Raw genomic sequence first — 14,525 nt, forward strand, 5'->3', positions numbered from 1 at the left:
TATGATGGAATTGTTACGTCAAAAAATCGAGAACGAAGGAATCGTTCTGTCAAATCAAGTGTTAAAGGTAGATGCTTTTTTAAATCATCAAATTGATCCTGTGTTAATGCATGAGATCGGTCAAGAGTTTGCTAGATTATATCAGCACGATGGTATTACTAAAATTATCACGATCGAATCTTCTGGTATCGCACCTGCCGTCATGGCTGGACTTGCCCTTCATGTACCCGTTGTGTTTGCCCGGAAACGCCAATCGCTGACATTAACGGATAATTTGCTGACAGCTAGTGTGTACTCATTTACGAAAAAAGTAGAAAGTACGATCGCTGTTTCGAATACGCATCTTAGTGAAAATGATTGTGTGTTAATCATCGACGACTTTTTAGCAAACGGTGAAGCTGCTAAGGGACTTGCTACAATTGCAAAGCAAGCAAAGGCGAAAGTCGCTGGATTTGGGATTGTCATCGAGAAGTCATTCCAGCCTGGAAGAAATGAACTTGTGCAAATGGGCTACAGAGTCGAGTCGCTCGCACGTATTGAATCACTCGAGGAAGGAAAAGTCACGTTTGTACGGGAGGTACAATCATGAGTGCTGCAAAAAAAGTCAAAACGCTTTCGCTAGGAATTCAGCATGTGCTGGCCATGTATGCAGGTGCGGTTCTTGTACCGCTCATTGTTGGAGATGCGCTAGGGCTCTCGTCTGCACAGCTCACTTACTTAATTTCGGCGGATATTTTCATGTGTGGTGCGGCCACACTGCTCCAAGTATGGAAAAACCGTTTCTTTGGCATCGGTTTGCCTGTTGTACTAGGCTGTACATTTACTGCGGTATCTCCTATGATTGCGATTGGCTCTAAATATGGAATTTCGTCTATATATGGAAGTATAATCGCCGCAGGGTGTATGGTCATTGCCCTTTCATTTTTCTTTGGGAAGCTTGTGAAATTCTTCCCGCCTGTTGTCACAGGTTCAGTCGTCACGATCATTGGAATTACCCTTATTCCGGTAGCCATGAACAATATGGCAGGCGGAGAAGGAAGTGCAGATTATGGTTCGTTTGAAAATTTAGGACTCGCTTTTCTTGTGTTGTTTATGATTATCCTTCTCTATCGATTTACAAAGGGGTTCATGAAAGCCATTGCCATCTTAATCGGCATTCTACTTGGGACAGCCGTTGCTGCTCTTTTAGGAAAGGTAGAGACGGCAGAAGTGGCGAATGCACAAGTCTTCCGCATCATTGAGCCTTTTTACTTTGGAATGCCTACCTTTGAATTTGCGCCAATTATGACGATGACTTTAGTTGCGATTGTGTCCTTAGTCGAATCAACGGGTGTTTATTTTGCACTGGGCGATTTAACGAATCGCTCATTAAAGGAGAAGGATTTAGCAAAGGGCTATCGTGCAGAGGGGATTGCTGTGTTACTAGGCGGAATCTTCAATGCCTTCCCATACACAGCCTACTCCCAAAACGTTGGATTGATCCAGTTAACTGGTGTGAAGAAAAATCAGGTCATTGTGGTGACAGGGGTATTATTAATGTTATTTGGCCTTTTTCCTAAAATCGCTGCATTCACAACGATCATTCCAAAGTCCGTTCTTGGCGGTGCGATGGTCGCAATGTTTGGAATGGTCATTGCATACGGGATTAAAATGCTCTCGCGTGTCGATTTTGCCAAACAGGAAAACTTGCTCATTGTCGCATGCTCAGTTGGCATCGGGCTAGGTGTAACCGTTGTGCCGCAAATGTTTGAGCATCTTCCAGAATCGATTAAATTATTAACAAGTAACGGCATTGTGGCAGGGAGCTTTACCGCCATTTTGCTTCATATCATTTATCACATGATTCCACTGAAAAAGGAAACAGAAAAGGACCATGTGGAAGAACCTAAACAATCTGTTGTGTAAACACCTCTCACCTGAGAGGTGTTTTTTGCACAAAAAAAGCAGGTTCGCTTGGCTTGGAACGAACCTGTGAAGGAGGAAAACTACATCATGTTTTCACCTATATTATCCAATATTTATCAATTGTCGTCAAGACAAAAAGTTAGACGGAGGAAAATATTTTGACTGAATTGTGACGATTTGGCATGTATATCCTTTTTTTGATTGGGGATATTAACCGAAAAAAGAGGTGAAGCCGATGGCGTACATTCTTTCAGTTGGAACAAGTCTGCCAAAACATCATGTGGATCAGCAAGCAGCTGCTCAATTTGCAAGGTCTCAATTTAAACGATCGTTTAAAGATATTGATCGGCTATTAAAAGCTTTTCAAAATGGCGAAATAGAGAGCAGGCAGTTTGTGAAGCCCATTGAATGGTACCAAGAACACCACTCGTTTGAAGAGAAAAATCATCTCTATTTGGAAAAGGCTTTGGAGCATGCGAAAGAAGCTGTCTTTCACTGTCTTCATGAGACGGCGTTCCTTAAAAAACCGCTTCCCTATGAAGAGGTCGATGCTTTGTTTTTCATCTCCAGCACTGGATTATCAACGCCAAGTCTTGATGCAAAGCTGATGAATGTTCTCCCATTTTCTCCTTATACGAAACGAGTGCCGATTTGGGGATTGGGTTGCGGAGGTGGAGCTTCAGGCTTATCTAGAGCGTATGAATACATACGCGCGTATCCAGAAGCGAAGGTACTAGTTGTGGCCTGTGAGCTTTGCAGTTTAACGTTTCAGCCGCAAGATCAATCAAAGAGCAATTTAATCGGGACCTCGTTGTTCGGAGACGGGACTGCGGCAGTACTATTAGCTGGAGAAACAGCTATATCTGAGTATGCACAGTTAAACGCAGTACCTAGAGTGCTTGGCACACAGTCCGTGACCATGAAAGATTCCGAGGATGTCATGGGCTGGGATTTTACAAGTGACGGGTTTCGGGTCATCTTCTCACGTGACATTCCGTCCATCATTTCTGGCTGGTTAAAAGAGCAAGTGGATCAATTTTTACATCAGCAAGGGTATTCAACAGAGGATTTATCCGTTTTTCTTGCTCACCCTGGAGGAAAAAAAGTAATTGATGCCTATCTTGAAAGTCTATCTTTACAAGAGGATCGGCTGTTTTCTTCAAAAGCAGTACTGAAACATCATGGGAATATGTCCTCTGCCACCGTTTTGTATGTGCTGAAGCATTTTCTTGAGCATCAGGAAGTTGAAGCGGGAGCGGTGGGACTATGCGGAGCGCTTGGTCCAGGCTTTTCCTCTGAGTTATTACTCATGAAATGGGAGGAGGTCTCGTCATGACCTTCTGGCTAGTGATTGGTTTCTTCATTTGTCAGCGCCTGATTGAAATGCTCGTTGCTAAAAGAAATGAGAAGAAAGTGAAAGCGATAGGTGCGATTGAATTTGGTGCTGGTCATTATCCTTATATGGTCGCCATGCATGCGGCCTTTTTTCTCTCGCTCATTGGAGAGACATGGCTGTTTCATCGTGACCCGTCTCGTTTTTTCCTTTTGCTGCTCGCCTTCTTGCTGGCTGTACAAGTGATTCGATATTGGGCGTTATGGTCTCTTGGGACGTACTGGAACACAAAGATTTTAGTGGTTCCAAATGCGACGATTGTCAAAAAGGGGCCGTATCGATGGTTAAAGCACCCTAACTATATGGTGGTGGCGATTGAACTGATGTTTATTCCGCTGCTATTTAATGCGTATATTACGGCCATTTTGTTTACGTGTTTAAATGGATGGATGATGATGGTGAGAATTCAAACAGAAGAAAAAGCACTGAATCAGTATTTACTAAATTAATATTGAAAATCATTATCAATTGTGCTACACTTTCATTAATGATAAGCATTCTCAATCATGAAGGATGGACGGTGATCACATGACAATGATTTTCTTACTCGGTACGGTTTGTGTATACAGCCTATTAATTGGCTTTGTATTAAAAGGTGTTTCAAAAAAATCTGCTTCCTGATTGCAGTCAATGATGACTGATCGGGCAGCAGATTTTTTTTATTTCCTCAGATCAGAAGAAAAATTTCTTCATTTTGTGTAAAATGGTATCACATACATAACTGACTTTTCTAAAAACAAAGGGGTTTATCGTCATGAAAGACTTGTCTATTCGAGATTCGCTCGTTCAAACTACAGGTGCACTATATGAGTGTCTCCTTAAAAGGGATGATCATGAGCGCGCAGCCAAACTTGCATCGATTATGAAAAAGGAAGCTGAAGAAGAAGTGTATATCGCATTTACCGGTCACTATTCTGCTGGTAAGTCATCACTTGTGAATTATCTTCTTCATGATCATATCCTGCCAACGAGTCCAATTCCAACAAGTGCAAACTTGGTCGTTGTGAGAAAAGGGGTCAGCGAAGTGAAGCTTCATACCTCTGACGGCCGTTTTGCAAAAATGAGCGGTTCTTATGATAAAGATGCGGTGCAGCGTTTTTGTAAAGATGGGGAACAGATTGAAATGGTGGAAATCAGCGGTAATTATAAGGGACTTGAAGAAAAGGTGGCGCTCATTGATACGCCAGGTATAGATTCAACGGATCATGCGCACTTTTTATCTGCTGCGTCTATTCTTCATCAAGCAGATGCTCTTTTTTATGTCGTTCACTATAACCATGTTCATTCTGAAGAGAACATTCGCTTCATTCGCTCAATTAAAGAGAAAGTGCCAAATCTTTATTTCATCGTCAATCAAGTGGATCGGCACAATGAACAAGAGACAACTTTTGAAGACTACAAAAAGCAAGTCGTTGAGATGCTTTTAAAAGAAGGCATAGAGGAAGAGCATTTGTATTTTACATCTGTGACCGATGAGGCGCACCCAAGAAACGAAATGATTCGCTTAGTGGAGAAACTGCAAGAATTACAAACTTTACCTAAAGCATCACTTCGAGCCTATACAGAGCAGAAAATAGAACATGTATTAAAAGAACACATCGAATCGCTAAAAGAAGAACTGAACGAAGAGGACCTTGATACGCAGCTTCACGAAAAAAGGAATGAAGTCAAAGTATTAGAAGCAAAAAGCCGATTTATCGAAAATGGCGCAAAACAGGTAGAAGATGAAGTGTCTTCTGAAGTAGAGAACATTTTAAAAAATGCCAACCTCACCCCATTTAAGATGAGGGAGCTTGCAAGTGATTATATCGAATCGAAAGTACCTGGCTTTAAAGTAGGTTTGCTCTTTACTAAAAATAAAACCGAGCAGGAGAAACAAAAACGGGCGAGCGATTTCTTAGCAGATGTCAAAAAGAGAATGAAAGCGGAAGTGGACTGGCACATTGCCGAGCTGCTCAAAACAGAAATAAAACAGCATCAGCTTGGTGAAGAGTTATTAAACCAAGCGATGGCATTTGAAACACCTGTTGAAGAATCCCTGCTTGAAAAGGTGATTCATCCTGGTGCGACTTTCTCTAACGAATACGTTCTTCAATATGCGAAAGATGCTGGTGAAGCCTTAAAAAGACAGGCAAAACAAAAAGCCATGCCATTGATCGAACAAATGGTCGAGGCATTGAAAGACCAGCTGATGAATGAACAGGGGAAGCAGCAAGACAAATGGGAGAAAGCAAAGCAAGAGCTTCAGATGCTTGAGGCGTTTAACGAAAAAAATGAACAAATAAGACAGGACATTCAATCTATATGGGACATTTGGCAAAATGGGACAGATGAGCATATTCAAGACGACTGGTTTTATGTGAAAAAGCATTGGATGCAGCATGACCAGCTAAAGCAGAATCAAGCGCCATCTCATGCTAAAGATAAAGAGAGCAGTCAAGATGATGAACGGACAGATCGTGATCAAATACGTCAGTCGCAGCATGTGACGACAGCACAGTCGATTGAGCAATTTAAACAGCTTTCTCATATTTTATCGCCTTTAGACGCTATCCAGTCACAAAGACAATCCTTTGAAAAACGAACAGAAAGGCTTCAGGCAAAAGAGTTTACCCTCGCATTATTTGGCGCTTTTAGTTCGGGGAAATCTTCTTTTGCCAATGCACTTGTTGGGAGAAAAGTGTTACCATCATCACCTACGCCAACAACGGCAACGATTAACAAGCTCACACGGCCTACAGAGGATCACCCTCATGAAAGTGTCAAAGTGGTGTTCAAAACAGAACAGGACATTCTAGAGGAGCTTGATCAGATTCTTGGATTTTCAATAACAGAAGAAAAAGGGGATACATTTAAAGCGAAACTGGAAAGGGTGCTGAAAAAAAGACAGCTTGAACAGGACCACTGCATCATTGTCGAACATTTTCTAAAAGCACATACCCGGTTTCATGATTACATTGACAACCAAACCCCATTACATGTCACACTTCAAGAATTAAAGCCGTATGTGGCAGAAGAAGCCGTTTCTTGTGTAGTGAAGGAAGTAACGGTGTATTTAAGTACACCTTTGACAGATAAAGGGCTGACGATTGTGGATACCCCGGGTGCGAGCAGTATGAATAAGCGTCATACAGAAATAGCTTTCCAATATATGAAGGACGCCGATGCCCTGCTATATTTAACGTACTATCAGCATTCTTTCTCAAAGGCTGATCGATCATTTTTACGTAAGCTTGGACTCGTAAAAGATTCATTTAGTATGGATAAAATGTTCTTTATTATCAATGCAGCTGATTTGGCCAAGGATCAAGCAGAGCTTGAAACGGTGTTTGACTATGTACGAAACGAGCTCACAAAAGAAGGCATCCGGCATCCCAATCTGCATCATGTGTCTAGTAAGGAAGAAATCGAAGGAAAAGAGCCGTCACCTTATAATCAATATGCAAAACTTAGAAAACAACTCGATTATTTTATTGAGGAAGAATTAACGAAAGATGCAATCGAGCTTTTGCATTTTGAAGCCAATACACTATGTGCAACAGTTGACAAGCTTCATGCGACTTTGCATCAATCAGAAGATGAGAAAGAAGCCGAAAAGAAAAACATAGAGACATCATATGAAGCAATTCTTGAAAAAATGAACGATGTGAAACGGTCTAAGCTAGTGACAGAAAGCGTAAAAAAAGACGTGCATGAACAGCTTTACCACATTGTACAGCGTCTATCACTATTTGCGAATGATATGTTAAAAACAGCCTTTTATCCGGGCATATCTCAAGAAAACTTCAGTCAGCAGCTGAAAAAGGCACTTGAGAAAGCTCTAAAGGAATATGAATTTGAATTTGTCCAGGAGATCAAGGCGCTTGATATTCGAATGGAATCGTTTATCCATCAATATTTCCAAGAGGAGTGGGAGAAAGGGATGCAGGCTGCATGCGCTGAAGATCCTTACTTTTCTCTCAGTCTGTCACGACCTGAGGAGAAAAACGCCGAGCTGAAACAAATCGAAGTCGAAGCAGAGCTTACGCCGTTTGAGCCGCTCTTAAAGAAACAAAAATCAGCAAAAGCCTTTTTTGAACAGAATGGAAAGGCGGCGTTTATTGAATCCGTTCGAGATGTTCTACTTGAATTGACAACGTTGTGGGCAGATAAAGAAAAAGAAGAGTTACTTAGCAGATATGACAAAATCGTCAAGACCTATACTGAAAGGTATGAACAAGCCGCGCTTCAGCAGCTCAATGAGCAAAAACGCACGTTTATGACGAGCCTGAAGACAGATGCGAAAAAGCAGGCCATAATTGAGCAAGTATATAAACAAACAATTGAATGGAAGAACCAGTTGAAAACGATATGATTCATGATAGACTAGATAAAAAAGAAAGCAGTTGATACACAATGACGAGCGTACATGAAGAAATTTCTGCACATTCACAGAAACAGCATGCCCATATTCAATCCTTTCTCGCACTTGAGCAAAAAAGAGAGCAGGCAATTGAGACTGCTGTAGCAAAGTGTGAACGAAACGAACCATTTACAACAGATGAGATCAATGCCATTACTTCGAAAATGAATGAGCTTGCACGAGGTGGAATTGTTCCACTGCGAAAACATGTCACGATAGATATGGTAAGCGAGTACGCCGGGCGTAAACAGAAGTAAAGAGTAACTTTCTCTTTTTTGGTCATCTTAACAAATGAACCAGAAAGGGGAATGATGATGGCAAAAAAGCAAAACGCACAGCAGAAGGAAGAACGCATGCCTAAACAAAAAGACATGCCGTCCTACGCAGAAGCTGAGACGAAAAAAATGCAATATGGTCAAAAGTAATCGGGCTGCCTCTTCTTTTCAAAAAGAAGAAGGCGCCTTTTTATGTCCGTTTCTATGTTCTATGATAGAATAGGAGTATTGTTTTTAAAAAGGGAGTTTATACGAATGAATAAACACGTACTGCTTGTAGATGGAATGGCACTTCTTTTCAGGTCGTTTTATGCGACGGCTGTCCATCGTAACTTTATGATAAATGATCGTGGTGTGCCGACAAATGGAGTTAGTGGCTATTTGAAGCATTTATTAACGGCTGTCCAAACCTTTGAGCCAACACATATTGTTTGCTGCTGGGATATGGGAAGCCAGACGTACCGAAATGAATTGTTCCAAGATTATAAAGCCAATCGAGGAGAAGCGCCTGTCGAGCTGATCCCGCAGTTTGATTTAGCCAAAGAGGCGACAGAAGAACTTGGAATCATGAACGTTGGTTTAAAGGGCTTTGAAGCAGATGATTGTATCGGTACGCTCGCTGCACTCTATCAAAAAGAAGCACGTGTGACCGTTTTGACTGGAGATAAAGATCTGCTGCAAATTTTGAACGAACAGGTGACAGTGGCTCTGATGCAAAAAGGAATTGGGAATTATAAACCATTTACAAAAGCCTTATTTGAAGAGGAAATGGGCATCACTCCAAAGGCGCTGATTGATATGAAAGCTTTAATGGGTGATGCAAGTGATAATTATCCCGGTGTAAAAGGTATCGGAGAAAAAACAGCATTGAAATTTATTCAAACGTATCAATCCATTGATCGTCTGTTAGAAAATATCGAGGAATTAACGGCAGCGCAGCAAAAGAAAATGCAAGCAGGCTTAGAAGATCTGAAGCTTTCTCGTATACTCGCAGAGATTAAATGTGACGTACCACTTAGCTGTCCAATTGATGAAACAAAAATGAACATCAATCCAGAGCGTGCAGCCGCCATGCTGCGCCTGCACCAAATCAAAGGAATTGAACCAATGGTCCACCGTGTAAGTCAATTAGAAATCAGCTAAGGCTGATCTCTCAGACTTCAAGGAACTCTTTATTATGATGAAAAGAAGCAAAGGGCTAAAATAAAGTTCATTTTAGCCCTTAGTATTGCTTTTTTTCGCCTTATTTTCTAATTGAGATAGAGGCTGCTTATCTTTTGTCTGCGCATCACCTTGTGGGGTTGTTCCGTTTGTGACACGGCCTTTGTTCTCTTTATCCAATTCGATTCACCTCACACATTAGCATAACCAAAAGAAAAGCGATTCATCCTTTAGAAAGGTGAATCGCTTTTCTAGCGAGCTGATCGGCTACATGATTTTCCTTGCTTGGAATCCACTTAATAAAAAATAAATCAAACTCGGTTTGAAGCTGCAACATCTCTTCAATAAAATGGCGGAAGGCTGGATTTTTAGCAAACCCTGCATTGGCCGCACGATCAACTACCTGTGAATCTGTGCGAAATGAAACGGTTCGCAGGCCTTTTTCAGCGCAAATTTTCATCCCTTCGATCAGCGCAGAAAATTCTGCTTCATGATTGCTCATTGTTCCAAGAGGGATCGAGAAAGACTCAGCCTTTCCATCATATTTAATGAAAATGCCGATGCCAGACGGACCTGGATTTCCTGCACTGGCGCCATCAATGTATATTTCTGCTGGCACATTATTTCCCCCTTTCATCAAGCGGAACCATTTTCTTTGCTGCATACGCATATGGGGTAGCAATCGCCGCTACGATAAACTTAATCACGTATGTCGTGATGAAAATTTCGATCCAGATATGAAATGGGTAGGTGCCAAGAAAAGCAATGGTTGTGAAAACGAGTGTATCCAGCAGCTGGCTGATCATCGTACTTCCAGCGTTTCGCACCCAGAGCGCACCGTCTGAAGGAAATATCCGGCGAATAAACGAATATACATAAACATCTAACATTTGACTGATGATATAAGCAGCAAGACTGCCAAGGGCAACTCTCGGCATAAAGCCAAAAATGGTTTCTAATGATGATTGTGAAATGTCAGATGGAGCGGGATGGAAAAGCAAAGCCTCCTGCATGACAACTGTTAACGTTAAAAGAGTGGCAAAGCCAATCCAGACAGCTTTCTTCGCTTCTCTTTGCCCATATTTTTCATTTAGAACGTCCGTTGCAAAGAACACACTGCCATATAAAATATTTCCAAGTGTCGCCGTTAAACCAAATAATTCAACGGTTTTGACCACTTGTAAATTTGCGGCAACCGTCGCAAAGCCAATCCAGACGAAAAGGCCTGTCTTGCCAAATCCTTTATAAAATAGAAGAACAATGATAAAATTAATGATCGCAAATAAGAGCCAAATACCTTCATTAAACAAGTGACATGAACTTCCTTTCTGATTGTAAAATGTAACTTTTTGATTATAGCATAACGAACGTTTACCTTAAAAGTACGGAAAGGCGATGTGATCAATGAAACTAAGAGCACATTATACAATGAAAGTGAAATCAATTGGGTCCATTGCTTTTTTCCAAGAAGATTGGATGGAACTCAAGGAGGCCTTGCTTTTAGCAAAGCATATAGACAAAAAAGAACCGCAGTCGCTTCTATCATTTGAAGATGAAAAGGGTGCGATGTGGTCTATCAAAGAGCTTGAAAAACTAAACGAAGAACTTAGGCTTGAACCTGATCAGCTTCAAGTTTATTTTGATGCAAGCTTTCGCAAAGAAACGGGTGAATCCGGACTTGGAATTGTCGTGTATTATCATCTTGGAGAAGATGCTTATCGATTAAGGAAGAATCACCCTTTTCGGGGTACCACTAATAATGAGGCAGAGTATGCGGCTTTATTTGAAGCAGTAAATGCTTTAAAAGAACTGGGAGCGGGCAGAAACTCTGTTACGATTAAAGGAGATTCACTCGTTGTCATGAATCAGTTAAAAGGGGAATGGCCTTGTTATGATGATGTGCATAACAAATGGCTCGACCGAATTGAGGCTGCAATCAAAGAGCTGAAGCTCACCCCAACCTATGAAGTCATTGATCGTAAACAAAATGCAGAAGCCGATCAGCTTGCCAGGCAGATGCTAGCAGACGTCCCAATCGAAAGTAAGTTGAAATTAGAAGCAGACGGAGCTGAATAGTGTGGATAAAAAAACAGCAGTAAAAGAATTGACGGATCTTCAAGACACGTATTGTTCAGATTGTTTGATAAAGAAGCACTTTCGAAAAGAATTTGGCAAAAAATACGCACACTCCTTTTGTATACAGCAATGCACGGTAGGAGAGAAAATCAAAGAATACGGAAATGCACTGCTCAAAAAATAAACGGGCACACCGGTTTTCCTCTTGTTAAACAGATGCTCATGAAAAAAAACGGACAGAATGTGTAAAAAGAGAACATATTCTGAAAAATGAGCCGATATAACTATAGAAAGTTTCGGTTAAGTTACTTTTTGACTAAGTGACGGATATTAGAGGAAAAGGGGAAGGCCGGCATGGATAATAAGGATTTTGAAATGGTATTACATCGAACATTTCAAGAGGTATACAGCGATCTAGAGCAGCTAGTAGATGTAGCAAAGAAGGGAAGACCTTTTCTCGAAAAAGATATCTCTGAAATTGAACAAAGACTAAAACAAAATATTTTAGCAATTGAAATTCAGCTGAAAATCAAATAAGAGAGGCATATGCCTCTCTTTATTTTGTCGTTTCATCATTGATTTAGTTGATTAAATTTTTGTTACGTTAGCTGCTTGAGGTCCACGATTACCTTCAACGATTTCAAAAGAAACTTCTTGTCCTTCTTCTAAAGACTTGTAACCGTCACCTTCGATAGCTGTGAAGTGAACGAATACATCGTCTCCGCCTTCAACTTCAATGAAGCCGAAACCTTTTTCATTATTGAACCATTTTACTTTACCGTTTTGCATATTGCTTTTTCCTCCTAGTACTGTAGCACACCTTTTGGTATACTAAAAAAAATTTTCATCACCTAACGAAGTTGTTAAATGATGGTTCCACTATACACTATCAAAAGTAAAGCGTCAAGCAGGCAGGCCAAATTTTGAGCAGAATATTTGATTTTTTTGTTTTTTAATGCAAAACCACTTATATATAAAACGTCCTAATTTTCTGAAACCTAATGTGTGTCTTGTCCGTATATAAAAAAAATATTGAAAGAGGTGCCGGTCATGAATCGTTACACGATTGAGGAATTTGTTCACAATACACAGCAAGAAGATAAAGGAGAAGGGGTCTTCGAGCTTGAAACATCGAGGCTTTTGGAAATAAATTTGACTGATACCATTTGGGCAAAAACAGGTTCCATGGTGTCATATCGGGGCAAAATAAAGTTTGAACGTGAAGGTGTTTTGGAGCATGGCGTCTCAAAGATGTTCAAGAAGATGTTATCAGGAGAAGGAACCTCTTTGATGAAAGCAACGGGTGAGGGGAAATTATATATCGCAGACCAAGGCAAAAAAATCTCCATTCTTCGGTTGGCTCAAGGGGAGTCCATTTTTGTAAATGGAAACGATCTGCTTGCATTTGAACCGTCAATCCGCTGGGATATTAAATTGATGAAAAAGGTGTCTGGCATGCTTGCCGGTGGTTTATTTAACGTCAAACTTGAAGGACCAGGTCTGATTGCAATCACCAGTCATTACGAACCGCTTACGCTGATTGTTCAGCCAGGTGATTCTGTTTATACAGATCCGAATGCGACGGTCGCATGGTCAGGAGATTTAAACACTGAATTTGTAACAGATGTGTCCTTCAAAACGTTTATTGGCAGGGGAAGCGGGGAGTCCATTCAAATGAAGTTTAGCGGAAGCGGCTTTGTTGTTGTTCAGCCGTTTGAAGAAGTGTACACAGCAAGTGGAAATCAAGGGTAAAAGAAAAAGGTGTCCGTCATAGACGGGCACCTTTCAGACCGTAGACAAACCCCACCTTTACTTCAAGTAAAAGTGGGGTTTTCACTTATTTTGATAAAATTGATAAGCTACCTTATGCTGGACATGGCACTTTCCATGTCCAGTTTGCTAATTTCTTAAGATTCATGGCAGCGAAAGTAAGCATCGCCTGCATCGAAACTTTTTTCAGTCCTCGAAGTTTCGTCCATCGCATACCATGCTTTTCTTTTGCATCCGCAAAAACGCGTTCTATTGTTTCTTTCCGTTTTGCATAGATGTCTTTATTCATTTGTGTCAGCCTCAGATGGTCTGCTTCATCTAGATAGTCCTGCCAAATATGCCGATGAATTTGTTTGGTGTGATTTTGACTTTGTGTACAGTTATTTAAAAACGAGCAGGATTTACATACTTCTGAATCAGACGCATATTGCTTATAGCCTTCTCTAGTCGTTGTACGATAAGAGAGAATTTGCCCGTTGGGGCAAATGTAACAATCAAAATATGCATCATACACGTATTCATTCTTTTTCAAATAACCAGCTTTTGTTCTTGGTCGAGTGTAAGGCATGACAGGTCTTATCTCTTGATCCATTAAAAACTTAGCGATGTAAGGTGTTTTATATCCTGCATCTCCTGCGACTACAAATGGTTTTCCGACTTTTTCTGTCACCTTTGATACGAGTGCATCCAACATACGACTATCATGAACATTTCCACCTGTGACCAGTGATCCTAAAATAAACCCTTTAGAATCACAAGCCGTATGAAATGAATAGGCAAATGATTTTTCTCGCTCATCCTTCACATAGTAGCCACTCTCTGGATCAGTCGTACTTACCTTGATTTCTTTTGTCTCTTCTTTATTCTGAAGGGGTAACGGCTTTTTTCCATGTGCCTCACGATCAACATTGATCTCCTCATGAAGCTGATTTTGATAACTTCTCGTTTCTACTCGAACAATTTTCTTTTCAAGTTTTTTCTTATTGGCGTTCGCTTTTACATGAGTTGAGTCAATAAAAGCGATAGTTGGATCAACGAGACCTTTTTTCATCGCTTCTCTTAAGATTCGATAAAAAATTTGTTCGAATAAATCTGTATCATGAAAGCGTCTCACGTAGTTCTTACCGAAGGTAGAAAAGTGCGGAATTTTCTCAGAAAACCCATACCCAATAAACCAACGATAAGCCACATTGGTTTCAATTTCTTTAATGGTTTGACGCATAGAGCGAATACCAAATAGATATTGGATCAAGACCATCTTAATGAGAACAACAGGGTCAACACTTGGTCTACCATTATCAGAACTATAATAATCTTTGACAAGATCATAAATGAAATCAAAATCGATCGCTTGTTCAATTTTTCGTACAAGATGATCTTCAGGCACTAATTCATCTAAGGCCACGACTTCTAATTGATTTCTTCTTTCTTCTTCACGTTTCGATAACATGTGCATCCCCCACAGAATCGTATTATTACCCTTATTATACAAAAAAGCTTGCAGACTTTGTCTACAAGCTGAAAGGTGTCCGTCATAGACGGG

The 14,525-nt window shown here is 40.6% G+C and carries 17 protein-coding genes; 12 read left to right on the forward strand and 5 right to left on the reverse strand.

All coding sequences use genetic code 11. From position 1 onward, the window contains the following. The first annotated feature begins 4 nt into the window (after window positions 1-4). The 8 genes from xpt to GPA07_RS09845 all read left to right on the forward strand — a co-directional run bounded on the left by xpt (window position 5) and on the right by GPA07_RS09845 (window position 9,118). A complete protein-coding gene (xpt, locus tag GPA07_RS09810; RefSeq protein ID WP_008358079.1) occupies window positions 5-589 on the forward strand; it encodes a xanthine phosphoribosyltransferase in 585 nt (194 codons plus the stop codon). Further along, complete coding sequence (gene pbuX, locus GPA07_RS09815; protein ID WP_008358081.1) at window positions 586-1,905, forward strand: xanthine permease PbuX; 1,320 nt, start codon at window positions 586-588, stop codon at window positions 1,903-1,905. Before xpt ends, pbuX begins: the two co-directional genes overlap by 4 nt. 235 nt (window positions 1,906-2,140) lie before the next feature. Then, window positions 2,141-3,241, forward strand: a complete 1,101-nt coding sequence (locus GPA07_RS09820) for a type III polyketide synthase (protein ID WP_157292465.1) — start codon at window positions 2,141-2,143, stop codon at window positions 3,239-3,241. After that, window positions 3,238-3,747: an isoprenylcysteine carboxyl methyltransferase family protein gene (locus GPA07_RS09825; RefSeq protein ID WP_071169032.1), complete on the forward strand. Its 510-nt coding sequence runs from the start codon at window positions 3,238-3,240 to the stop codon at window positions 3,745-3,747. The genes GPA07_RS09820 and GPA07_RS09825 overlap by 4 nt, the downstream gene beginning before the upstream one ends. Window positions 3,748-3,832: 85 nt before the next feature. Next, complete coding sequence (locus GPA07_RS09830) at window positions 3,833-3,919, forward strand: Fur-regulated basic protein FbpC (RefSeq protein ID WP_223251174.1); 87 nt, start codon at window positions 3,833-3,835, stop codon at window positions 3,917-3,919. A gap of 133 nt (window positions 3,920-4,052) precedes the next feature. Further along, window positions 4,053-7,652 carry a dynamin GTPase gene (locus tag GPA07_RS09835; protein ID WP_157292466.1) on the forward strand — a complete coding sequence of 1,200 codons (3,600 nt, stop codon included), beginning with the start codon at window positions 4,053-4,055 and terminating at the stop codon, window positions 7,650-7,652. A gap of 41 nt (window positions 7,653-7,693) precedes the next feature. Further along, window positions 7,694-7,957: a YpbS family protein gene (locus GPA07_RS09840; protein ID WP_008358090.1), complete on the forward strand. Its 264-nt coding sequence runs from the start codon at window positions 7,694-7,696 to the stop codon at window positions 7,955-7,957. A 273-nt stretch (window positions 7,958-8,230) separates the two neighbouring features. Further along, window positions 8,231-9,118 (forward strand): 5'-3' exonuclease, encoded by an 888-nt coding sequence (locus GPA07_RS09845; RefSeq protein ID WP_008358093.1) that lies wholly within the window; start codon window positions 8,231-8,233, stop codon window positions 9,116-9,118. 72 nt (window positions 9,119-9,190) lie between these two features. On the opposite strand, the gene GPA07_RS09850 is transcribed toward GPA07_RS09845, so the two are convergent. The 3 genes from GPA07_RS09850 to GPA07_RS09860 are packed head-to-tail and all read right to left on the reverse strand — an operon-like array spanning window position 9,191 to window position 10,446. After that, on the reverse strand, window positions 9,191-9,316 hold the full coding sequence (locus tag GPA07_RS09850) for a hypothetical protein (protein WP_008358095.1): 126 nt from the start codon (window positions 9,314-9,316) through the stop codon (window positions 9,191-9,193). Window positions 9,317-9,359: 43 nt separating this feature from the next. Then, entirely contained in the window at window positions 9,360-9,755 is a 396-nt protein-coding gene (locus GPA07_RS09855) for a reverse transcriptase-like protein (RefSeq protein ID WP_008358097.1), read from the reverse strand. Window position 9,756: 1 nt separating this feature from the next. Continuing rightward, a complete protein-coding gene (locus GPA07_RS09860) occupies window positions 9,757-10,446 on the reverse strand; it encodes a queuosine precursor transporter (protein ID WP_008358099.1) in 690 nt (229 codons plus the stop codon). Between the two features lie 94 nt (window positions 10,447-10,540). Here GPA07_RS09860 and GPA07_RS09865 point away from each other — a divergent pair, with 94 nt between their 5' ends. From GPA07_RS09865 to GPA07_RS09875, 3 genes are all read left to right on the forward strand, one after another. Beyond that, window positions 10,541-11,212: a ribonuclease H family protein gene (locus GPA07_RS09865; RefSeq protein WP_008358101.1), complete on the forward strand. Its 672-nt coding sequence runs from the start codon at window positions 10,541-10,543 to the stop codon at window positions 11,210-11,212. A 1-nt stretch (window position 11,213) separates the two neighbouring features. After that, window positions 11,214-11,396: a zinc-finger domain-containing protein gene (locus GPA07_RS09870; RefSeq protein WP_008358103.1), complete on the forward strand. Its 183-nt coding sequence runs from the start codon at window positions 11,214-11,216 to the stop codon at window positions 11,394-11,396. Window positions 11,397-11,566: 170 nt separating this feature from the next. Next, window positions 11,567-11,749, forward strand: a complete 183-nt coding sequence (locus GPA07_RS09875) for a hypothetical protein (RefSeq protein WP_008358105.1) — start codon at window positions 11,567-11,569, stop codon at window positions 11,747-11,749. 51 nt (window positions 11,750-11,800) lie between these two features. Here the strand turns inward: GPA07_RS09875 and cspD are convergent, their stop codons facing one another. Continuing rightward, complete coding sequence (gene cspD, locus GPA07_RS09880; RefSeq protein WP_003215784.1) at window positions 11,801-12,001, reverse strand: cold-shock protein CspD; 201 nt, start codon at window positions 11,999-12,001, stop codon at window positions 11,801-11,803. Window positions 12,002-12,262: 261 nt separating this feature from the next. On the opposite strand from cspD, the gene GPA07_RS09885 reads away from it, so the two are divergent. Then, window positions 12,263-12,964: an AIM24 family protein gene (locus tag GPA07_RS09885; RefSeq protein WP_008358107.1), complete on the forward strand. Its 702-nt coding sequence runs from the start codon at window positions 12,263-12,265 to the stop codon at window positions 12,962-12,964. Between the two features lie 112 nt (window positions 12,965-13,076). Here the strand turns inward: GPA07_RS09885 and GPA07_RS09890 are convergent, their stop codons facing one another. Next, window positions 13,077-14,432, reverse strand: coding sequence for an IS1182 family transposase (locus GPA07_RS09890; RefSeq protein ID WP_157292467.1), 1,356 nt, complete (start codon window positions 14,430-14,432; stop codon window positions 13,077-13,079). Window positions 14,433-14,525: the final 93 nt, after the last annotated feature.

It is taken from the genome of Bacillus sp. ms-22, from assembly GCF_009759805.1.
Taxonomy (GTDB): Bacteria; Bacillota; Bacilli; order Bacillales; family Bacillaceae; genus Bacillus; species Bacillus xiamenensis.